Source organism: Sandaracinaceae bacterium (genome assembly GCA_020633055.1).
GTDB lineage: Bacteria > Myxococcota_A > Polyangia > Polyangiales > Houyiibacteriaceae > JADJJE01.
Map to the genome: position 1 here is coordinate 1006113 of JACKEJ010000004.1, position 20791 is coordinate 1026903.

The following is a 20791-nucleotide window of genomic DNA, read 5'->3' on the forward strand; positions in this document are numbered from 1 at the left end:
TCGCACTATGAACCGACTCCTACGCTCACGACTCCTCGTCCTCTCCACGCTCGGCTGCAGCGCGCTCTACGCGGGCTGTGGCGAGGAGACCCCGAACAACAACGCGGACATGGGCATGCTGTCCACGGACGGCGGAGGGTCCGACCTGGGTGGAGGGGGGTCTGCCTGGACCGTGCGCACCCACCCCTGCCCCGGCATCAACCGCACGGACGCGTTCCACGTCGATACCGACGGAACCATGTGGCTGGGGTGTGGCACCGGAGCGGTCGGTGACGGGCTCTATCGCAGCGACGACGAGGGCGTGAGCTGGGCGATCCCCGCGACGTCCCCCGCCAACATCCTGACCTCGTTTCGCGTGGACAGCGTCCATCGAGGCGCCGATGGGCTCGTGTACGTCGCAGGGACGGGCTCGAACGACGCGCGGGTGATCAGCCTGGACACCAACAGCACACCCTTCGCCGCGGCGGCTGTGCTCACCGCGGGCGGGACGGTCGACACCACGTTCACGGTGTCGCCCTTCGTGACGACGGCCAGCGGCGCGGCGTTCGCGGACTCGCTCAACGGGCACGGGGCCCTCTACCGACCCAACGACACCGTCGGGGACGACGGCACGCTGTGGACGGAAGCCCAGGACTGGGAGTCCGACGACAGCGGTCACCAGATCCTCGATCTCGTGGCGCTCGGGGAGCGCTTCGTCGGCTGTGGGAGCACCATCGCCGAGCCGCCGTTCGTGTACCTCCCGTCGCAGGAGCCAGGCGCCGAGCTGTGGGAGATGACCCCGGTGGCGCTGGTGTCAGGCCTGGGGGCGTATACCGGCGAGATGTGGGGGGTGGCGGCGAGCGACGCGCGCGTGGTCGTGGTGGGCGTGGATCAGGACAACGACATCGGGAAGATCTTCGTCTCGGGCACGGACCGCTATGCCGCCGCGGACTACACGCAGATCGACATCGACGGACTGCTCCCCACGCGTGTGAGCGGCGCGGACTCCACCTGGGCGCGCGGCGTGTGCATGGCGGGGAACCGCGTGGTGGTGGTCGGCGAGATCCAGCCGCTCGGCGCTGGGGACAACAGCGGCTTCGTGCTCGAGTCCACCGACGGCGGCGCGACGTTCACGGACGTCACCCCAGACGGGTCGCCCGACACGTGGAGCAAGTGCGTCATCGACGGCTCGGGTCGCATCCTGGTGGCCGGCGCGGGCGCGGTGGCGCTGAGCGAGTAGTGCCAGCGCGTGGGAGTCTCCTGACGAGCTGCTAAGGTCATCGAGGTGCAGGCCCCCCTCCTTCGGCATCGGCTGGCCAACGCGCCCAGCGTCTTCCTCGGCCGTGACGCCGAGGAAGACGCGCTGCGCGTGCGGCTGCGGCGCGGCCCGGTGAGCGTGGTGTGTGGCGCGGCGGGCCACGGCAAGAGCGCGTTGGTGCAAGCGGTGCTGCGCGACGCGCCGCAGGTGCGTGTGGTCCGCTGCCAGGTCGGGCAGGCGCTCAGCGCTGTGGGGGCCGAGCTGATGCACGCGTTTGGAGCCGAGACCACGGGCGCCGAGGACACCGCGAGCGCCGCGTGGCCATCCCTCGTCCTCGACGCCGCCGAACAGGGATCCCACGTGGTGGTGCTGGAAGACCTGCACTTGCTCGAGCGGTCCTCGGCCGCGCGCTGGCTCGACGTGCTCGCGTGCTACGCGCGCACCTCGCGCTGGATCGTCACCTCGCGCGAGCGCCCGACCCTGGCGGCCATCCAGGAGCAGGTCGTGATGCTTGGGCCGCTCGACGACGCCGCCACGCGAGCGCTGACGCGAGCGTGCGGCGCGTGGCTGTCCGAGCTGGAGGTCGAGCGCATCGCCAGCGCGTCGCGGGGCTCGCCGGGGGCCGTTCGCGAACAGGTGGCGTCGGCGCGCTCAGGCGAGGCAGGCGCGTCGTCCGCCCTCGAGGCGCGTGCGCCAGCTGGGACGCTGGCACCACCTCCCGAGCGCCCGCATGGCGAGGAGGCCGCAACGCCAGCACCCGCCCGGCCCACTTCGGAGCCGCTCGACGAGCTGCGTGCGCTGCTGCGTGAGGACGCCCGCGGAGCCGCCGCCGCGCTGCTACACGACCGACAGGAGAGCTGGCTACGGAGCGGGAGAGCGAACGAGCTCTGGGCCGCGCTGGAGACCGAGCACGATGACCGCCTACGCCCCGCCAAGATGACGGTGGCGCTCGAGCTCGGGTCCCGTGATGCGCTCGAGTGGCTGACCGAGCACGCGCACGCGGAGGGCGGCGACGAGCGACTGCTGTGGGCCAAGGGGCTCCTGCAGCGCGGTCGCTCGGCACAAGCCACCGAGGTGCTCGAGTCGGACATGGACCAGGCGAGCCCCAACGAAGCGCGCCTCCTGTTGGGCGAGGCGCTTTGCTCGGCAGGCCGCCCGCAGCAAGCCATCGCGGTGCTGCGCCAGGTCGAACCGAAGTCCGCGACGGAGCGAGTGGCGCGCGACCTGCGCCTCTGCAGAGCACTGTTCCACGCGGGTCAGAGCACCGAAGCCGGCCTGCTGCTAGCATCCGCAGACCGCGTCCTGCGCGGGATCCCGCGCGAGGAAGCGGGTGTGCTGCTGGGCGAACGCATGGGCCTGAGCATGCAGCTGGGGTTGAAGGCAGAGCCCACGCGCGAAGCCGAAGCGTCGCTGTTGGGCAGGCATGGCAGGGTATTCGCCGGGATCCGGCTGCTGGCCGAGGGCCGAGCGGGGCGCGCACGGCACCTGCTACGCACGCTCGACAAGGAGTCCGAGCTGCCGGCCGGCGTCCGCTTGTTGTCCGCCGTGGGCACAGGGCTGCTGCGGGTCACCGGCGGTCACTACGTGGGCTTGGCGACGGGCACCCGCGAGGTGCTGCGCGAAGCCGAGCAGCTGGGCAACGCGACCCTCTACCAGTGGGCCTTCATGCTGGAACGACTGGTCAGCCTGGGCGCCAGCATGGACTCCCCCGAGCCCACTTGGTCGAGCCACGTCCCCCTGCCGGTCGGCGTCTTCGCCCGCTACCTGCTCGCGCTCCGCGTCGCTCATCGTGCGCGACGCGGCGAGCTCGTGCGGGACGAACAGCTGCCACGCGCCCAACCAGGGGATGGTCCCCTCGTCACGTGTGTGTGCGAGCTCTTGCAGGTGCACGTGTGCCTGCTCCGCGGTGAGGCCGCGCGCGCGGAGCGCTTGGCGGCGCAGCTCGCCCAGAAGAGCGCCGACCTGCGCTTCCTGTTCTTCGAGGGCGAGGTGCTGCTCATGCTGTGCTACGCCCAGCTCGCCCTTGGACGTCACGACCTGCTGAGCACGTCCGTCGAGGCGCTCGCACGTGTGGCCCGCCGCACGCGGTCGCGTCGCTACATGGTCATCGCCGAGCTGCTGCGCGCGGCGCTCGGGCCTGCCCCCAACGTCCACAAGCTGACCAAGCTCGCGTCACTGCGCGACGCCTCACCCACGGCAGCACGCGTGGCGTCGACGTTGCTCGGCGCAAGCGCGAGCGCTGACTCCCTGGACCAGCTCCTGGTGCGCGGCATCTCAGCACGCTGGCACGCCGACATCCAGCCGCTCACCGCAGGTCGCCGAGCCCTCTGGGTGTTCGACCCGGAGACGGGGTTGCTCTTCTTGACGGATCGCTGCGAGCAAGCGAGCCCCCTCCTGGCCCGCATCCTCAGCTGCCTCTTCGACGCGGCGGCGTCCCCCCTGGGCTACGCGACCCTCGAGGACCTGGCGCGCACCGTGTGGGACGTCAGCGACTACCACGCGCTGCGCGACGCCAAGCGCGTGCACGTCGCCATCCGGCGGCTGCGCACGTTGATCGAAGACGACGCCTCGGCGCCCACACGTCTGCTCACGGTGGACGGGGGCTACACCCTGGCGCGGGCCGAACGCCCCGCGCGCGTCGTCACCCGGAGACTGCCCGCGGAGCGGGACGCGCACGTGCATTGAAACGGGTGTGGGCGCGGGTCATCGAGCATACGCGGCCACGTTTCAGCGGAACGCGCCGACGCGATAGACGCCGCCGGCGAGGTCTTCCAACAGGGTGAGCCCCGCCGTGAGCTGCTCGGGGGTGGGCACCGCAGACCAGGCGAGCGCGAGCTGCCCGCCATCGCAGGACAGGATGGTGTCCGTGAGCTTCGTGAGCGCAGGGGCGCCCGCGTCGGTCAGCAGGCCCGCCGGGAGCCCCTCCACCTGCTCACGGCGAACCCGCGCGCGAAAGTCCGGTAGGCCCTCTCGCCCCACCAGCTGCAGGGTCACGCACGGGCCGCGCTCTCCCACCCTCGCGATGACACGCGCGTCACCGCGCGCCGTGGGGAGGGTGATGCTCGGCGGGTCGGGCTGCCGCCAGGCGTCGTCGCTCGGCACCCGCGTCGCACCCGGGAGCGTCATGTAGGGATCGAGGACATCGCTGCCCACCGAAGCGAGCGCCGCGACCACATCGACCATGAGGTCGAGCCCGACCATGCGATGTCCGGGCACCGTCAGGGTGACCATGCGTCCACGCGAGATCACCACGGCGTCCCGCAGCTCCCTGTGCACTCCGGCCAGCATCGCCTCGCTCCACATGGCGCGGACGACGGCTGGCTGGTCGCTCTTCACGATGAACGCGTCGTCGAAGGGGCCATGTCCCAGCTCGATGTCCTGCAACCCCATGGCACGGCCGAACGCGTTCAGCGCGTCCACGGGGAACACGTCGAACGCGGGACCGCCCCCGAGGGCGTAGTGCGCCCGTACACGCGTGCACACGTTCGCTTCGCCGTTGGCCCAGTCGCTGTGCAGATCGAGGCGCAGGACGACGCCGTCGATGCACAGCTGAACGCCGCGCACGGGGCCCCACGCCTGGCTGGGCGTGGCCGGCACATAAAGCGCCCCGCCACGCCGCAGCGCGAACTCTTCCCACGCGCGCAGGCGGCGGACCATCGCATCGCGCTTACCCAGGACGAAGTGCCTGCCGAAGAGGATGGCGCCGCCGGCGCCCAGACCACCGACGATGAGACCTGCCAGACCCATGAAAGGCTAACCCCGAGCGAGCGAAGGCTGTTCCGCCGGATCGACCAGCGCGCCCATCACGGCGCGCGTCATGCGCGCGCAGCGCTCCCCCAGGAACGCGTACGCCGATGGCCAGGGTGCGTCACGCAGCTCGCTGCGCAACGCCGCGCGAGCGCGATGGAGTCGGACGCGCACGTTCTCCTCACTCACACCGAGCGCCTCGGCCGCCTCCGCGGTGCTCACCTCCTGCACGGCGCGCAGCATGAACACGACGCGTTGGGCGTCGTCGAGTGCGTCGATGGCCGCCTCCAGCTGTGCGCGCAGCGTGGTGGTCGCGAGCGCGGTCTCGGGGTCCACGGCTGGCGCGCTCGGCGCAGGCGGCTCGCTCGCCAACATGGCCCCGTGGCGCTGCTGCCCGCGGGCGCGGGCGAGGGCCGCCCTGATGGCGATGCGCGTCACCCACGCGCCATAGTGCGCGGGGTCCTCGAGCTGATGCAGGTGCTGGAACGCCGCGAGGTGGCTCTCCTGCACCACGTCCTCGGCGTCCGAGTCGCTGCGCACGATGCCGCGCGCCACACGAAACAGCCGCTGGTTGTAGCGCTGCACCAGCGTGGCGAAGAGAGCGCGCTCCCCCCGTCGCACGGCCCGCACCAGCGCAGCGTCGTCGTCCAGCATGGGCGCAGCTTGCCACGGGCAGAGCCGCCGCGACCACCGCGGCGCATCCGCGCTGGATCACTCAGCGGAACGCGCCCGTGCGGTAGGCCCCGCCCGCCAGGTCCACCAGCAGGACCAGCCCGGTGGCGAGCGCCTGGGGTGTTGGCGGAAGCGACCACGCGGACGTGAGCTCGCCGTCCGCACACACCACGACCGACTCCGAGAGCTACGCGTGCTCCTCCCCCTGAAGCAGCGCGTTGTGGACGTCCAAGCGCACGACCACGCCGCGGAAGACCAACTCGACGCCGTTCACGGGACCCCCACTCATGCATGTGCGGGTGCGGCGGGTACTGCGTACCCCCGCGGCGCCTCGCGAACTGCTCCCACGCCTGCGCCCGACGGGACGCCGCGTGCTCGCCCAGGCACGCCCGCGTGGCCCCCCCCAACGACGGGCCACAGACGAAATCGTGTAACGCCGCGCCACCCGCTACGCTCTAGAGGACGTGACGCCGCGACCACATCCGCTCTGGCACCGCATGGGGGGCCTCGCCCTGCTGGTCTCGCTGCTGGTAGGCGCGTCACTCGCCCTACGGATCGCCCGAGGCATGCCGGCCTCCGCGATCGGGCTCGCGACGCTGGTGGGGTCCCTGATCGGCGGCTGGGTGCTCGCCGACCTGCTCTCGGGCCTGTTCCACTACTGGGCGGACGAGCGCGCCGACGAGTGCATGCCCTTCCTGGGCCGCAACGTCATCGTCCCCTTCCGCGAGCACCACGCCGACCCGCGCGCCATCACGCGCCACGACCTGAGCGAGACGAACGGGGACAATGCGCTCGGCGCGCTGCTGGTGCTGGGACCGCTGCTGGCGTGGGTGCCCGCCGCGCCCACCCCGAGCCAGCTCGCGCTGAGCGCGCTGGGGCTCGGCCTGGGCCTGGGCGTGCTGGTGACGAACCAGGTGCACCAGTGGGCCCATGCGCGCCATGCGCCGCGCGCGGTGCGCTGGCTCCAGCGCCGCGGCCTGTTGCTGTCCCCGGCCCACCACGCGCGCCACCACCGCGCGCACGACCGCGCCTACTGCATCACCGCGGGGTGGTGCAATGTGCTGCTGGACCGTGTGCTGCCGCGAGCGCCCCGCGCCACCGACACACCGCAGGCACACGACACCGCCCGAGCCCCGAACCATCACGCGCACCGACGCGCGATCACGACACCCCACGGAGCCCCCCTTGAGCAAACACGACGAGCGCCCTGAGATCACCATCGCCAGCTGGCTACGAGACAACGTCACGGACGACCCGCGCGCCCTGCGCTGGTTCGACGCGGAGGAGTGCGAGCCGCGCATCCGGCGCGCCTACAAGGATCTGCTGAGCGGCTATCAAGTGGACCCCGAAAGCGTGCTGAAGACCACGCGCATGCTGGACGAGCACGAGCCGCGCGGCGTGGTCACCGTCTCGGACATCACGTTCTTCTCCATCTGCGCGCACCACTTCCTGCCCTTCTTCGGCACGGCGCACGTCAGCTACCTGCCCGGGCGCCGCATCCTCGGCCTCGGGAAGCTGCCGCGCTTGGTGGACGCCCTCGCGCGCCGCTTCATGATCCAGGAGGACCTCACCGCGCAGCTGGCGCAGGTGCTCATGGACGCGGGCGAGGCGCGCGGGGCGAAGGTGGTGACCGACGCGCGCCACCTGTGCATGTGCGGTCGTGGTCCTTCGCAGCCGGGGGCCAGCACGCGCGTCGAGATCGCCCTCGGCGAGCTGCTCGCATGAAGGCGCCGTCGCGCATCGACGCGCGGGGTCACGGCACCACCCCCTGTGACCCACGCCTGGGCCGCCTTTGGCCATCCCATGACACCGGGGGCCCGAGCTGGGTCCCGGGCGCGTGGGTCGTGGGCATCGCGAGCATCGCGTGCGTCGTGCTGACGGGTTGCAGCGGGCGAGCCGAAGAGCCGGCGGGAGCGCACGCGGAGGCGTCCGATCCGAGGGCCTCCGAGGCCGTCGCGCCCGCGGCGCACACTGCGGACGCCACCGTGCGCTTCGGAGCAGGCTCCGAGTCACGCGTGGTGGACCTGAGCGCGCGCTCCGAGGGCCGCGTCGAGCTCGAGGTCTTCGAGCCCTACGAGGAGCGCACCGTGCGCTTCTCGGCCCTGCCCGCGCTGCCGCTGCTTGACGAGCTGCTGCCGTCCTCGTGGCGCAGCGCGGACGAGCTGGTCTTCGAGTGCGCCGACGGCTACCGCGCCGCCGTGCCCGTGTCGCGCTTCGTCGCGCACCAGGCGTTCTTCGCGACGGCCCGCGTCGGCGCGGACTTCGCCATCGACAAGTCCGTGGGCGGCGCCGTGGTACATACCGCGCTCGCGCCCGTGTACCTCGTCTGGGAGAACCAGCGCGACGAGCTCGTCCGCAGCGAGGGCGACTGGGGCTGGCCGTACCAAGTGGTGGGTGTGACGGTGGCGGAAGACGCGACAGGACGTTACGCCCGCATGGCCCCTCCCGACGACGCCGGCCCCAGCGCCGTGCGCGGCTTCGCGGTGTTCCGCCGCTACTGCGCGCGCTGCCACGCCATGAACGGCGAAGGCGGCGAGGTGGGGCCGGAGCTCAACTACCCCGCCAGCGTCAGCGAGTACCTCGAGCCCAGCTGGCTGCGCCGGTGGATCGACGCGCCCCTGAGCGTGCGTCGCGGCACCCCCATGCCCGGATTGCCGCAGGGCATCCCCGCGCGGCAGGAAGCGCTCGACGACGTGATCGCCTACTTGAACGCGATGGCGCGCCGCAAGCTCGCGCCCGAGGGCGAGCCGCCTGCTTCTGCCACGCTCGACACGACGCCCCCCGCGGAGTCACCCACCCCCGCCACGTCTGGCGCGACGCCTCCCATGGAGACCCCCTGAGATGTTCGAGGCCTTCTACCAGAGCACGTGGCAACACCCCGTGCTGCTCTTCGCGGCGTGCGCCGTCGGCGCGCTCGTGGCCTGGCTGGGACGAGCGCGCGTGCACCCGAGCGTGTGGCGCTACGCCCTGCTCGTCGCGGCCCTCGCCGCGCTCGACGCGTGGCTGACCTCCAACGACATCACCTTGATCGGAACGCTCCCGGGAGCCCTCGCCACGGTGGTGCCGGTGGCCTTCGTGATCCTCGGCGACCTGCGCTACCTGCTCCTGCCCGAGGTGCTCACGGACGAGGGCGCGCTGCACATCACCCCGCGCGCCGTGCTGCGTGCCACGGCCTGGGCCTTCGTGGTGCCGGTGGTGTCGCAGCTGGTCGTGCGCCTGGTCCTCCGCAGCGACGAGGGGCGCGTGCTCTTCCTCACCTACGAGACGCTGTTCTTCGCGCTCGTCCTCTTGCGCTGGCCCTACGTGCGGCACATCGCGCACGGCAAGCGCGCGCGCACGACCCTCGCGCGCTTGGATGCTCTGGCGCTGGCTTGGTACGGCACGTGGATCACGGCGGACGTGCTCATCCTCGGCCTCGGGCTCGACGTGGGCTACCTCGCGCGGGTGGTGCCCAACGTGCTTTACTACGGGGCGCTACCGGCCGTGCTCGTGTGGAGCGCGCCGCTGGTCTCGCGCTCATGAGCCCGCTCCGTCCCACGCACGATCGCGCCCGAGGCCTCTCGGGCCACTCGCCCTCTCGCGCACCCACAGCGCGTGCACCCGCGCACGCACGACCCGCGGAAGCACGTCGTCGGACGGGACGCCTCGCAACCCACGCCATGTGGGCGGGTCTCGTCGCGAGCGCTCTGCTCGGCCTCGCCTGCTGGCCCCTCGCGGGGCGCGCGCTCTACGGTGGCGCGGACGTGGCCCCGGACCGTGCGGGCTCCGCCGTGATGATGCGCTGGCGACGCGGCAGCTGGTGGGGCACGTGCAGCGGGGTCGTGGTCGCCCCGGACGCCGTGCTCACCGCGGGTCACTGCGTGCGCTCGGCCACCTTGGGTGAGCTGCAGGTGCGCAACGTGCAGGTGGGCCACCCGCGCAACCGCCCCGAGCGCGGCACCGTGCGGCAGGTGGTGGTGCACCCCAGCTTCGACGCCCAGCACCCGGAGCGGGGCAACGACCTGGCCGTGCTGCGTCTGAGCGCGCCGCTCACCCGCGCTCAGCCGGTGCCCCTCGCCGCCCTCAGCGACAATGTCATGCTGGCCGGGCCGCGCGTGCGCATCCTCGGGTTCGGCGTCACCCGCAGCGGCGGACGTGGGAGCGCGCGGCTGCGCGACGCCACGCTCGAGTCACTGTCGCCCTTCCACTGCTTCTCGGGAGACGTGCAGGGCATGGCCCAGACGCGCTTCTGCGCCGCCTCCCCCGAGGCCGGCGTGTGCCCCGGAGACTCGGGCGCCCCCGCCCTACTGTCCGTCGAGGGGGTCGAGCACGTGGTGGGCATCGTCAGCCTCGCGGTGGACAACAGCTCGCGCTGCGTCGAGTCGGCCGCCGTCATCACGCGCGTGTCCGCGTTCCGCGAGTGGGTGCAGACCGCGTCGCACTGAGCGCGCTGCCGCGGTCACGGCCACCGCCCAGTCAGCACGGAGCCACCACGGCTGGGCGTGGCGTCGAAGTCCTCGGGTCGGCGCGCTGCCGGTGCCGTCTCGGCGAAATCGGTATCCCCTGCGTCACTCGTCGCGGCGCTGCTGCAGCAGCACCAGCAGCTCGCTCACCTGGCGGCGCGTGGCCACCAGCTCGGAGCGCAGCCGGAGGATGACCTCGGCCCCCTCCCAGTTGACCTCGAGCTCGTGGATCAGCGTGCCCACCACGCGCGCCGTCTCCGCCTGCTCGTGGGAGAAGCGGTCGGCCTCGCGGTCCAGGTGCCCCTCCGCGCACAGGCGCTCGAACAGCTCCCGGTCGTGGTGCAGCAGCGCCAGCAGGTCGTCGAGATGGATGCCCTGGCTCATAGCGTGATCTCCTCGCGCACGGGCGCGCCGTAGAGGGCGTTCGAGGCCTCGACCGCGCGGGCGAAGTCCTCGTCGGCGCGGTCGGGCAGCCGCACGCTCAGCTCGACGTAGAGGTCGCCGTGCTCTTCTTTGCGCGTGACCCCCTTGCCGCGCAGGCGCAGCTTGGCACCGCTCTGCGAGCGCGGCGGGATCTTCATCTGCACGCTGCCCTCGAGCGTGGGGATGGCCACGCTCGCGCCGTTGTAGGCCTCGGCCAGGGTCACGGGCAGCGTGAGGTGCAGGTCCAGCCCCTCGCGCCGGAAGTGCGCGTGGGGGCGCACGTGGGTCTCGATCACCAGGTCGCCAGGCGGCCCTCCGTCGCGCCCGAGTCCGCCCTTGCCGCGCACCGTGAGCACGGACCCGTCTTCGGCCCCCGGGGGGATGCGCACCGTCAGGGTCCGCTGGCCGCGCACCGCGCCTTCGCCGTGGCAGACCTTGCAGGGGGTGCGCAGCTCACCGCGCCCGTGGCAGGTGGGGCACGCCGCGAAGAGCGCCATGGGCCCCTCGACGGCCTTGCGCCGCCCGCTCCCGCCGCAGTCGCTGCAGGTCGTCGGGCGCGTGCCGGGCTCGTCGCCGCTGCCGTGGCACACGCTGCAAGGGTTCTCGGTCGGCACGTCGATCTTGAACTCGGCGCCCCGCAGCGCGTCCGCGAAGTCCAGCTCCACGCGCGCGCCGAGGTCGTGTCCGCGCCGAGGGACGGGGCCGCGCCCCTGCCGCGCCTGCCGTCCGAAGAGCTCGTCCAGGTCGAACTCGAAGCCCCCCGCACCACCGGGCCCTCCGTAGCCCGCCGCGCCACCAGACCCGCCGAACCCAGCGCCCCCGACACCCGCCCCGCCCGCTGGTCGCGAGGCCCTCTGGCGCTCGGCCCACTGCGTGTAGGCGCGCGCCTGCTCGGGGTCGAAGCCGCCGCGTAGGCCCTCCTCGCCGAACTCGTCGTAGAGCTTGCGTTTCTCGGGGTCCGAGAGCACCTCGTGGGCTGCGGCGATCTGCTTGAAGTTCTCTTCCGCGGCGGGGTCGTCCGGATTCAGGTCCGGGTGCCACTTGCGCGCAAGCTTGCGGTAGGCCTTCTTGATCTCGTCGGGGGAGGCTTCCGACGTGAGGCCCAGGCGCGCGTACAGGTCGTCTGCTTTCGCCATGCGCGCACGATACCGCAGGCGCCCACGCACGACCCGGAGAGAAAATCACCCGCCGACCCAACTTTCGGTCTCGCGTGGTGTCCATGCTCTTACGCGGCCGCTCATCCGCGTGAAAGGACTCCCCATGCGCCTCGCCCTCGGACTCGCCCTCGCCACCCTGCTCGCGCTCCCCGCCGCGCAGGCGTCGGCCAACACGCCCGCCCCCACCGAGATCACGTTCACCGACGCCGACCTGGTGCGCGGCGAGCTGGTCCGCAGCGAAGGAGAGATCATCCAGGTGCGAGGCCGTCTCGGCACCAGCCGGCTCATCCGCCCGCGGGTCAACTTCGTCCCCGAGCTGCTCAAGGACGCCGAGAACATCTGACACCACACGGGCGCACGCCGCTCGGGTCACGCACACGCGGACGACACGAAGTCGTCGCAGCGGCGGCGCGCACGCAGCCCCTCGGTGGCGGAGCGGCGACGGCGCGCCCTGGACCTCAGCGCGCGTGCTCGACAGGCTCGTCCGCGACGCGCACGGTGGCCCCCTCGCGCAGCGGGATGCGACGCACCGTCGTGCGCTCGCCCGCGTCGGGGTGGTGGTGAACCTCCAGTGAGCCGTCGCTGCCCATGCGGACCGTCAGGTGCTGGGGGCCGTCGGGGTGGTCCACCCGCACGCGGGCGATCTCGTCGCCCTCGGCAGCCTGGTGGGTGACGGTGCCCTCGTACTCGCCCAGCTCGTGGGTGGTCTCCTCGCCGTCAATGTCACGCACCACGGCGGAGATCCGCACGCGGGGTGCCTCCTCCTCCTCTTCCTGATCGAGGTGGACGCGGAAGCCCACCGTCATGGCCGACCCGTACTGCCGCTCGGAGGCCTGCGTATCCGGCGGGAACGCGGTGGCCGGCTGGGCCCCGGCTGGCTGGCAGCCTGCGAGGGACGCGGCGAGCAGACCAGCGGCCAGCGGCGGGAGGGAGAACCAGAGGGTGCGCGGCATGGGGAGGGAGGCCATGGGGCCAACGTAGCGCTCGAACGCCGCATGTGCCCGTTGGCGTCCCGGCTGCTTTCCCGCATGGTTGCGGAGCGATGGCCAAGCACCTCCCGGACCCTCGCGGCCGCATCCTGGACGCCGCGCTCGTGCTCTTCGCCCGCTTCGGCGTGGAGGGCACCACCCTGAGCGATCTGGCCCAGCGCGCGCGGCTGGCGAAGACCACGCTCTACCACCACTTCCCGGACGGCAAGGGGATGATCTTCAAGGTCGCGGTGGAGGGCATGCTCAGCACGCACTGGGGGGCCTTCGAGAGCACGGTGCGCGAGCAGCCCGACCCGGTCAGCCAGCTGGCCTGCTACGCGCGCCTGCGGCTGCACACCTTCGACCGCGAGATGGCGCGCTGGGGGCTCACGCAAGAGACCTGGGAGTCCATGAAGCCCGCCGTCAACGTGGCCATGCAGCCCTACTACGCGCGCGAGCTGGCCCTGCTGACCGACGTGGTCAGCGCCGGCATCGCCGACGGGCAGCTGCGCGCCGGACACCCGGCGACCATCGCCGGCATCCTGCAGGCCGCCTTCCGCGGCCTCACCTTGGACGGCCGCCTCGACACGACCGCACGCGAGCGCGAGGCCGAGCTGACCGAGCTGGCCGAGTTCGTGGCAGGTGGGCTGCTGGCTCCGAGTGCGCGGACGCGGTGGCGCAAGGCCATGGGGGCTCCGGGATCGTAGCGCCGCGAGGGTGATGTCACGCCGGTCGCGACCTCACCGCAGCTCGAGACGCAGGGTGGATGCAATGGCCTCGCGCCACGCTGGTGCGACGCGCGCGTCGGCCGCGAACTCACGCCACCGCGCGACAGTCGCAGACACCTCCTGGACGACCTTCCGGGCTCGACGCACAGGGATCGAGGCGCTCTTCGCGCACGCGAGGATGTCGTCCACCGTGAAGTCGTCGCGCTTGCCGTTGACCGACATCTGGTGCCGCGCCGTCCAGTCGCCCGCGGGGTTGTACGACCACGTGACGTCGAACGCCGGCGAGAGCCGCCAGCTCCCGCGCTTGTCCATGAGGAAGGCGATGTTCTTCACGTGATCGTCTTGATTGCGCGCGACGAGGTTGAAGACCATCCGCCGGAGCTGCTGCTCGAGTTCCGGCATCGGCAGCGCGAGCTGGCGCATGACCAGCAGCGCCTGTTCGTAGCTGTGTGCGTGCGGGTCGTTGAAGTCGAGGTGCGCCATCGCGGCCAGCGACTGCATGTGGAGCTTCGACCCGTCGTCACGGCGATCGAAGCGGCGCGTCATGAAGTGGCGGCGCCCACCCTCCTCGAGCAGCCGACACTCGCTCATGTGCACACCCGCGGCGCGGGCCATGCTGGCGTAGGCATACTCGACCGCGCCGTAGCCGGATGGGTCGGCCAGCTCCTTGTCGCGGTTGTTCGCGACGCCGTCGAACTTCAGCAACCAGTGCGTGAAGCCCGGGTCGACGCCCACCTGACCAGAGCGCACCTCCCCGGTGGTCTCGTTCCACGCGATGACAGCCTTGGCGCGGGCGCCTCCCGCCGAAGTCCCCACGCGCAGCAGGTCCCGCAGCGAGTCGGCCTTGTCGGGGTCCGCGAACGAGGTACGCAGTTCGTCGCGCTGGCTGAGCACCTCCGAGGCGAGCGCGACGAGGGCGTCGATCTGCACCGCGCTCGGCGACCCTTGGCGCGGCCCCAGTGCAGGCGCGAACTCGAGGGCGCCCATCCCGCGAACGCCCGTGTAGCAGAGCCTCTCGACGGCGTTGAAGCTCTCTGGATGGCGCCCTTGCGTCGCGAGCCACGCATCGATCAGCGTGTTCCCGTACTTGTCGGGCAGCGCCTCGGCGAGCAGCCCTGGGAGCCCGTGGAAGCTGCGCGCGTCGAGCTCGGGAAAGCGGAACGGCCCCGGGCGCAGCGGCATCATGAGCGGGGCCACCTGAATGCCGGAGCGCGCAAAGTCGGGGTCGTAGGCGAAGGTGGTCACGCGCTCCCCGTCCTCCAGCGCGACCGCGCCGATGCGGCTCCCCCAGAGGCGCACCTCGGCGAGCGAGGTCACTTGTCGTCACCCCACACCCAAGCGGCCGGCGTTGGCGCGGGTGCCTCGGCGCGCGCGCGCACGCGCTGCCGGCGCTTGCCACGACGCTGGAGCAGGTCGATGGGGTCGCTGGTCGCGGGCGGCACCAGGGCATCCATCGCGCTCAACGTGTCGAGCGCGCGGAGACAGCGGATGAGGTTCACGAGCTGGGTGGACCCCCCGCCTTCGAGGCGCTCGACGGTGCGCTTGGAGATCCCCGCGGCGACGGAGAGCTGCTCCTGGGTCAGGCTGCGCGCGACGCGGAGCGCAGCCAGGCGCTCGCCGAGCTCGGCCGTGACGGATTCATCGCTGAGATGGTTGTCGATGCGCATAACTCGCAACATAGCGCGATTTACGGCTCAACGTGAATATTACTCGTCATTTGGAACGACTTACGCGCACGACACTTGCCAGTACATATCGACATGAAAGGCGATTTATATCCGAGAATTGCGATTAGTCGTCTTTTATGTCGACTAACGATCCGGCGAAGAGCGAAGCGATACCAAGCGTGCGTACGTGAAAACCGACACTCGGTCGGTTGACGACCTGTCAACATCGTGGGTCACGTCGACATCCGCGAAGTGCCACATGCATGGCCCATCGTCGCAAACCTCGATCTCCCGGCGCGACTCGGGCATCTTGTGCGGAGCCAAAAACCGAACCCGGGTCGGTTCACCCCGATGACCGACCCCGACGCGCACCTGGAGCCCCGTCATGTCCTCGACCTCCGCCAGCCAGCCCCGCGACTTCTACCGTGACGCCGACGCCGACCAGCGCGTCACGTCCACCCTGCGCTCGTACCTGCGCTTCTACCGCGACGGCCAAGACGCGCGGGAGGCCGAGGCCGCGCACCAGCAGCGGCACACCGACTACGCCGAGATGGTCAACCAGTACTACGACCTGGCCACCGACTTCTACGAGCGAGGCTGGGGCAAGTCCTTCCACTTCGCGCCGCGGTTCGCGGGCGAGTCGTTCGCGGCCTCGCTGGCCCGCCACGAGCACTACCTGGCGCTGCGCCTGGGGCTCCGTGCAGGGCAGACCGCGCTCGACGTGGGCTGCGGCGTAGGCGGACCCATGCGCGCCATCGCGCGCTTCTCGGGCGCGCGCGTCGACGGGATCAACAACAACGACTACCAGCTCGAGAAGCTGGCCCGCTACAACCAGGAGGCGGGGCTCGCCGCGCAGTGCCGCGGCATCAAGGGCGACTTCATGGCGCTGCCTATGGCGGACGCCAGCTACGACGCGGTGTACGCGGTGGAGGCCACCTGCCACGCCCCCGATCGCGCGGGCGTGTTCCGCGAGATCGCGCGCGTGCTGAAGCCCGGCGGGCGCTTCGCCGTGTACGAGTGGTGCCTGACCGACCGCTACGACGCGAGCAACGAGACGCACCGCCGCATCAAGCGCGACATCGAGTCGGGCGACAGCCTGCCCGACATGTGCAGCACCCACGCCATCTTGGACGCGGTGCGCGCGGCCGGGCTCGAGGTGGAGGACAGCGCCGACGTGGCCGAGCGCAGCGACCCGAGCACGCCGTGGTACCTGCCGCTCGAGGGTGAGGGCCGCGACTTCACCAGCATCCGCCGCAGCGCGCCCGGGCGCTTCGTGAACAACCACCTGATCGGCGTGCTCGAGAAGCTCAAGGTCATCCCGGCGGGCTCCAAGGCGGTCAGCGACATGCTCAACGTGGGGGCCGACGCGCTCATCGAGGGGGGCCACACGGGCATCTTCACGCCGTGCTTCTTCGTGCTGGCCAAGAAGCCGGGCAACGCGTCCACCGCGAACGCGACGAACGGCGGCACGCGCGACGAGGGCGCCCAGTGATCGTCGACGCGCTGCTCAACGTCCTCGAGAAGCGCCGCGGCCGGCAGGCCAAGCAAGCACGCGCCTCACGCCTGGCGCCCACGCCCGAGGAGCGTGAGGCCCTCGACGCCGCGCGCATCGCGTCCTACCCGGGCGCCTACCCCACGGGCTGGGTGCCGCTGGTGCCCATCGACGAGCTGGGCGACAAGCCCCTGTCCGTGAACACGCAGGGGCGCTCGCTGGTGGTGTTCCGCACGGCGAGCGGGGCCATCCACGTGATGGACGCGTTCTGCCCGCACCTCGGTGCGCACCTGGCGCTGGGCCACGTGTGTGGCGAGAACCTCACCTGCCGCTTCCACGGCTGGCAGTTCTCTGGCGCGGGCGAGGTGGTGAGCGTGCCCTACGGCAAGCGCAGCCCCGCGCGCGTCGGGGTGCACCCGTCGGAGGTCTACTACGGCATGCTGTGCGCCTTCGTGGGGCCCACCGGGCTGGTGGACGAGGCGCCCTACACGCTTGGCCGGGTACCCGAGATCGACGACGGCCGCTTCACCTACCGCGGCAGCCACGACGCGCACGACGTGCGCATGAACCTGCTCGAGTTCGCGGAGAACAGCGCGGACGTGCAGCACTTCGCGCACCTGCACGACCAGTTCCGCATCCCCTGGACGCAGGTGCCCGTGCCCGGCGTGGGGCTCGCGCACCGCGCCACGTGGCGCAAGGACGAGGCCGAGCCGCACGTGTGCTGGTTCGAGAACGAGGCCATCGTCACCTGGCGCGGCAAGCGCATCGAGGGGCGCGGCGGCAAGGCGCGCGTGCGCTTCGACGGACCCGGGACGGTCATCCGCTTCGAGCTCGACCTGGGCGAGCGCGGCACCATCGTGCTGTTCCAGTTCCACACGCCCAAGAACGCCCTGCGGCAGCACGTGCGCTTCCGCTGGTTCGCGGAGCGGCACGTGCCCGACGGGCTCGCGCGCTTCGTGGTGGGCCACTGGATCTCGCAGTGGGAGCAGGACCTCGAGATCTGGGAGACGAAGGCCTACCGCCCGCAGCCGAGCCTCGTCGCCGAAGACGGTCCGGTGGTGGCGATGCGCCGCTGGGTACAGCAGTTCTACGCGTGAGGGCGCGACGCCTGAGGGCGCGCCGCATGAATCAGATGAAGAAGTCCGCGTTCTTGTGGCCGAACTGGATGCCCCCCAGGTTGGCTGCGGGCTTCTCCACCTGGTTGGCATGATGCGCGCGGATGGCGTGGGCATCCTGGAAGAAGCGGTTGATGGGGTCTCGCTCGAAGATCGCCGCCCGCCCATGGGCCTCGGCCAACTTGTCCACCACGCCTAGCGCCGCGGTGACGGCGGCCGCGGCGTCGTGGCGGAAGTGCGCGCGGCGCGCGACCGGGATGGGTGTCCCCGCGGTGAGGTGCGCGCTCATCTCCGCGAAGTTGCGCTGCAGCACCCAGACCTCTCGGTCCAGCGTGGCCGCGCAATCTTCGACCAACCGCGCCGCCGTGGGGTCGTCACCGTGCTGCTGCGCGAAGTGCTCGAGCGCACCGAAGGCGGCGCCGAGCGCGGGCGTGGACACGCAGCGGGTGTGGATCTGGCCGAAGGGGAACCGGTAGGGGGCGTCGGGGTTCACCTCGTTGCCCGGGCTGTCGCCACGGAACCCGTCCGAGAACTTGTGCGTGCGCCTGTTCGGCACGAACGCGTCCTCCACCACGATGTCCTTGCTGCCCGAGCCGCGCAGCCCCGTCACGTACCACGTGTCGACGATGCGGAAGTCGCTGCGCGGCAGCAGGAAGGTGCGCATGTCCGGAGGCGCCCCCTCGGCCACGGGGGCGAAGCTGCCCAACATGATCCACTCGCTGTGGTCACAGCCGCTCGAGAACGACCAGCGCCCGCTGATGCGGAAGCCCCCGTCCACCGCGCGCACCTTCCCGACGGGCATGTACGAAGACGCAATCCACGGGTGGCGTCCCTGACCCCAGACTTCGTCCTGGGTCTCCACCGGAAACAGGGCGAGCTGCCACGTGTGCACGCTGAGCACGCCGAACACCCAAGCGCTGGAGGGGCATGCTCGGCCGAGCTCCAACTGCATGTCGAAGATGACGCGCGGGTTGAGCCCATAGCCCCCGTAGCGCTTGGGGACCACCGCCAGGTGTAGGCCGCTGGCCTCGAAGTCGCGCATCGTCTCGTCGGGCACACGGCGCAGCGCGATGGCCTGCTCCGCGCGCTCGGCGATCCAAGGGCGCAGGGCGCAGGCGCGCTGTACGAGGGTCAACTCCGTGACGAGCTCGTCGGTCGGGCGGGTCATGATGCAGCCTCCTCGAGCGCGCAGGTTCCGTCCTGGCAGCGCCCCGTGAGGCGCAGGCGGTTGGCCGCGAACCAGCGGTACGCGGCGTCGAGCAGCTGCGCGACGCCAGGTAGGCGCGTCAGCGCCACGACGGCCCCGAAGCCCACCGATGCGTAGAGCTGGCGGAAGACCTCGACCCCTTCGAACCACTCGGCACCGCGGCGCGCGTGGATGCGGCCCATGAGCGTCGCGTGGTCGAGACCCTCGGGCGGCGTGAACCCTGGCGCGGCGATGTCCGTGAACAGGATGGCCGCGTGGCGATCGAGGCGTCGCAGCAGGTTCACCTCGCGCAGGCACAGCGGGCAGTCCCCGTCGAAGAACAACTGCAGCCTCTCGTCGCGTTGGCCATGTGGCCCGGCGACCCGTTGACTAACTTGTGACGAGCTTTTCATAGACACAACCTAGACAATCAGAAGCCGGCGCGCAAGACTGGGGACGAAAGTCGTGTGAACATGCTGTCCATGGAAAACGCCTACCGCGTGGGGATGGTCTCGAAGCTGACCGGCCTCAGCGCGCACACCCTGCGGACCTGGGAGCGCCGCTACGGCGCGGTGGTGCCGCAGCGCACGGACGCGGGCGGGCGCCTGTACTCCGACGGCGACGTGCAGCGACTGCGCATGTTGCGGGACCTCGTCAGCGAGGGGCACGCCATCGGGACGGTCGCGGCGCTCAGCGACAGCGATCTCGCGCGGGTCACCGCAGCGGAACACCAGACCGCAGACCCAACGCCACGCCCGACCGAGCCCTCCGCCACGGATGCGTTCCTCGAGGCGGTGAGCCAGCTGGACGTGGGCGGCGCCGAGGCCGCCCTGTCGCGGGCCGCGGTCATCGCGCCGCCGGAGCGCTTTCTGAGCGACGTGGTCGCACCGGCGCTGCGCGAGGTGGGCAACCGCTGGGAGCGGGGCGAATTCCGGATCGCGCACGAGCGTGTCGCCACGGGGGCGGCACGGGGCCTGCTGTTCAGCCTCACCCGCCTGTACCCGCCACGAGAGCGGGCGAGCGTGGCGGTGGTGGCCGCCCCACGCGGCGAGCGCCACGAGCTGGGCGCGCTCATGGTCGCCATGCTCGCGGCCATGCGCGGCTTCCGCGTGCTCTACCTGGGCGCAGACGTGCCAGAGAACGAGATCGCCTACGTGGCGCGCGAACGCAGCGCGCAGCTGGTGCTGCTGTCCGTGGTGAACCTCGCCAAGGTGGACGTGCGTCAGGTCGCGCGCCAGTGCGAGAAGAGTGTCCCCCGCAGTGCCCGCATCATCCTCGGCGGTGCGGCCGCCGTGCCCGTGAGCGGCACCCGAGTCGAGGTGCTGTCCGACCTCGCCGCGCTCGACGTGGTGCTGCGTTCCCACGCCGCGTGAGACCCGCTGCCACCGCCCACCCAGGAGGACCGACATGACCCCCTTCGCCACTACCCCGCAAGGCCCCTACAGCCCCCCGCAGCTCGCCGCGTTCCTGGACGCCACCGTGGTGCCGATGCGCCTCGCCGTGCAGACGTCGGGGGCGTTCCCCGTGCTGCTCTCGCTGTGGTTCGCACGCGAAGAAGGGCAGCTGCTGGCGGCCGTGCACCGCGATGCCAAGATCGTGCGACGCCTGCAGGACAACCCGCGCTGCGCCTTCGAGGTGGCGCTCAACACGCCGCCCTACCGCGGCGTGCGCGGCCAGGCCGAGGTGCACGTGGACCCCGCGCGCGGCGCCGAGGTGCTCGAGCGCCTGCTCCTACGCTACCTCGGCAGCACGGACTCCAAGCTCGCCAGCTGGTTGCTGTCGCGCCGCCACGAGGAGCTCGCGCTCGTGCTCGACCCCGTGCACCTCGAGAGCTGGGACTACAGCGCGCGCATGCAAGACGCCGTGCGGACGTCCGCGCCCCTCGTGCAGCACTGACGAGCGGCCGGTGGGTGTCCCTGGCGAGCGCTGTTGCACGGCGAGGCGCATGACCTAGGGT

Annotated in this window: 22 protein-coding genes; 13 read left to right on the top strand and 9 right to left on the bottom strand. The window is 71.6% G+C overall.

Annotated elements, in window-relative coordinates:
* Window positions 1-7 precede the first annotated feature (7 nt).
* Both H6726_04120 and H6726_04125 read left to right on the top strand, forming a co-directional pair.
* Window positions 8-1219, top strand: a complete 1212-nt coding sequence (locus tag H6726_04120; GenBank protein MCB9656814.1) for a hypothetical protein — start codon at window positions 8-10, stop codon at window positions 1217-1219.
* 45 nt (window positions 1220-1264) lie between these two features.
* Window positions 1265-3922 carry a hypothetical protein gene (locus tag H6726_04125; GenBank protein ID MCB9656815.1) on the top strand — a complete coding sequence of 886 codons (2658 nt, stop codon included), beginning with the start codon at window positions 1265-1267 and terminating at the stop codon, window positions 3920-3922.
* A 42-nt stretch (window positions 3923-3964) separates the two neighbouring features.
* Here H6726_04125 and H6726_04130 read toward each other — a convergent pair whose 3' ends face one another.
* Complete coding sequence (locus tag H6726_04130; GenBank protein MCB9656816.1) at window positions 3965-4984, bottom strand: hypothetical protein; 1020 nt, start codon at window positions 4982-4984, stop codon at window positions 3965-3967.
* A 6-nt stretch (window positions 4985-4990) separates the two neighbouring features.
* Window positions 4991-5638 carry an RNA polymerase sigma factor gene (locus tag H6726_04135; protein MCB9656817.1) on the bottom strand — a complete coding sequence of 216 codons (648 nt, stop codon included), beginning with the start codon at window positions 5636-5638 and terminating at the stop codon, window positions 4991-4993.
* A 482-nt stretch (window positions 5639-6120) separates the two neighbouring features.
* Here H6726_04135 and H6726_04140 point away from each other — a divergent pair, with 482 nt between their 5' ends.
* The 5 genes from H6726_04140 (at window position 6121) to H6726_04160 (ending at window position 10080) form a co-directional block, all read left to right on the top strand.
* Window positions 6121-6867: a kua-ubiquitin conjugating enzyme hybrid localization domain protein gene (locus tag H6726_04140; protein ID MCB9656818.1), complete on the top strand. Its 747-nt coding sequence runs from the start codon at window positions 6121-6123 to the stop codon at window positions 6865-6867.
* Window position 6868: 1 nt separating this feature from the next.
* Window positions 6869-7381, top strand: coding sequence for a GTP cyclohydrolase I (locus tag H6726_04145; protein ID MCB9656819.1), 513 nt, complete (start codon window positions 6869-6871; stop codon window positions 7379-7381).
* Window positions 7378-8496: a c-type cytochrome gene (locus tag H6726_04150; GenBank protein MCB9656820.1), complete on the top strand. Its 1119-nt coding sequence runs from the start codon at window positions 7378-7380 to the stop codon at window positions 8494-8496. Before H6726_04145 ends, H6726_04150 begins: the two co-directional genes overlap by 4 nt.
* A gap of 1 nt (window position 8497) precedes the next feature.
* A complete protein-coding gene (locus H6726_04155) occupies window positions 8498-9178 on the top strand; it encodes a hypothetical protein (protein MCB9656821.1) in 681 nt (226 codons plus the stop codon).
* A 137-nt stretch (window positions 9179-9315) separates the two neighbouring features.
* The gene (locus H6726_04160) at window positions 9316-10080 is read left to right on the top strand and encodes a serine protease (GenBank protein ID MCB9656822.1); all 765 of its coding nucleotides are present in this window, start codon (window positions 9316-9318) and stop codon (window positions 10078-10080) included.
* A 123-nt stretch (window positions 10081-10203) separates the two neighbouring features.
* Here the strand turns inward: H6726_04160 and H6726_04165 are convergent, their stop codons facing one another.
* Window positions 10204-10482, bottom strand: a complete 279-nt coding sequence (locus tag H6726_04165; protein MCB9656823.1) for a hypothetical protein — start codon at window positions 10480-10482, stop codon at window positions 10204-10206.
* Entirely contained in the window at window positions 10479-11657 is a 1179-nt protein-coding gene (locus H6726_04170) for a J domain-containing protein (protein MCB9656824.1), read from the bottom strand. The genes H6726_04165 and H6726_04170 overlap by 4 nt, the downstream gene beginning before the upstream one ends.
* Before the next feature lie 124 nt (window positions 11658-11781).
* On the opposite strand from H6726_04170, the gene H6726_04175 reads away from it, so the two are divergent.
* Window positions 11782-12021, top strand: a complete 240-nt coding sequence (locus H6726_04175; GenBank protein MCB9656825.1) for a hypothetical protein — start codon at window positions 11782-11784, stop codon at window positions 12019-12021.
* A 115-nt stretch (window positions 12022-12136) separates the two neighbouring features.
* Here the strand turns inward: H6726_04175 and H6726_04180 are convergent, their stop codons facing one another.
* On the bottom strand, window positions 12137-12646 hold the full coding sequence (locus tag H6726_04180; protein ID MCB9656826.1) for a hypothetical protein: 510 nt from the start codon (window positions 12644-12646) through the stop codon (window positions 12137-12139).
* A 74-nt stretch (window positions 12647-12720) separates the two neighbouring features.
* On the opposite strand from H6726_04180, the gene H6726_04185 reads away from it, so the two are divergent.
* Window positions 12721-13353: a TetR/AcrR family transcriptional regulator gene (locus H6726_04185; GenBank protein MCB9656827.1), complete on the top strand. Its 633-nt coding sequence runs from the start codon at window positions 12721-12723 to the stop codon at window positions 13351-13353.
* 33 nt (window positions 13354-13386) lie between these two features.
* Here the strand turns inward: H6726_04185 and H6726_04190 are convergent, their stop codons facing one another.
* Together H6726_04190 and H6726_04195 are read right to left on the bottom strand one after the other, a co-directional pair.
* Window positions 13387-14691 carry a type II toxin-antitoxin system HipA family toxin gene (locus tag H6726_04190; protein MCB9656828.1) on the bottom strand — a complete coding sequence of 435 codons (1305 nt, stop codon included), beginning with the start codon at window positions 14689-14691 and terminating at the stop codon, window positions 13387-13389.
* Window positions 14688-15041: a helix-turn-helix transcriptional regulator gene (locus H6726_04195; protein MCB9656829.1), complete on the bottom strand. Its 354-nt coding sequence runs from the start codon at window positions 15039-15041 to the stop codon at window positions 14688-14690. The genes H6726_04190 and H6726_04195 overlap by 4 nt, the downstream gene beginning before the upstream one ends.
* 385 nt (window positions 15042-15426) lie before the next feature.
* On the opposite strand from H6726_04195, the gene H6726_04200 reads away from it, so the two are divergent.
* Window positions 15427-16533, top strand: a complete 1107-nt coding sequence (locus H6726_04200) for a methyltransferase domain-containing protein (protein MCB9656830.1) — start codon at window positions 15427-15429, stop codon at window positions 16531-16533.
* A complete protein-coding gene (locus H6726_04205) occupies window positions 16530-17630 on the top strand; it encodes a Rieske 2Fe-2S domain-containing protein (GenBank protein MCB9656831.1) in 1101 nt (366 codons plus the stop codon). The genes H6726_04200 and H6726_04205 overlap by 4 nt, the downstream gene beginning before the upstream one ends.
* A gap of 31 nt (window positions 17631-17661) precedes the next feature.
* Here the strand turns inward: H6726_04205 and H6726_04210 are convergent, their stop codons facing one another.
* Complete coding sequence (locus H6726_04210) at window positions 17662-18816, bottom strand: flavin-dependent monooxygenase (GenBank protein ID MCB9656832.1); 1155 nt, start codon at window positions 18814-18816, stop codon at window positions 17662-17664.
* Window positions 18813-19247 (bottom strand): DUF393 domain-containing protein, encoded by a 435-nt coding sequence (locus H6726_04215; GenBank protein MCB9656833.1) that lies wholly within the window; start codon window positions 19245-19247, stop codon window positions 18813-18815. Before H6726_04215 ends, H6726_04210 begins: the two co-directional genes overlap by 4 nt.
* Before the next feature lie 60 nt (window positions 19248-19307).
* On the opposite strand from H6726_04215, the gene H6726_04220 reads away from it, so the two are divergent.
* On the top strand, window positions 19308-20207 hold the full coding sequence (locus H6726_04220; GenBank protein MCB9656834.1) for a MerR family transcriptional regulator: 900 nt from the start codon (window positions 19308-19310) through the stop codon (window positions 20205-20207).
* Between the two features lie 34 nt (window positions 20208-20241).
* The gene (locus H6726_04225) at window positions 20242-20730 is read left to right on the top strand and encodes a pyridoxamine 5'-phosphate oxidase family protein (GenBank protein MCB9656835.1); all 489 of its coding nucleotides are present in this window, start codon (window positions 20242-20244) and stop codon (window positions 20728-20730) included.
* The last annotated feature ends 61 nt before the right edge of the window (window positions 20731-20791 follow it).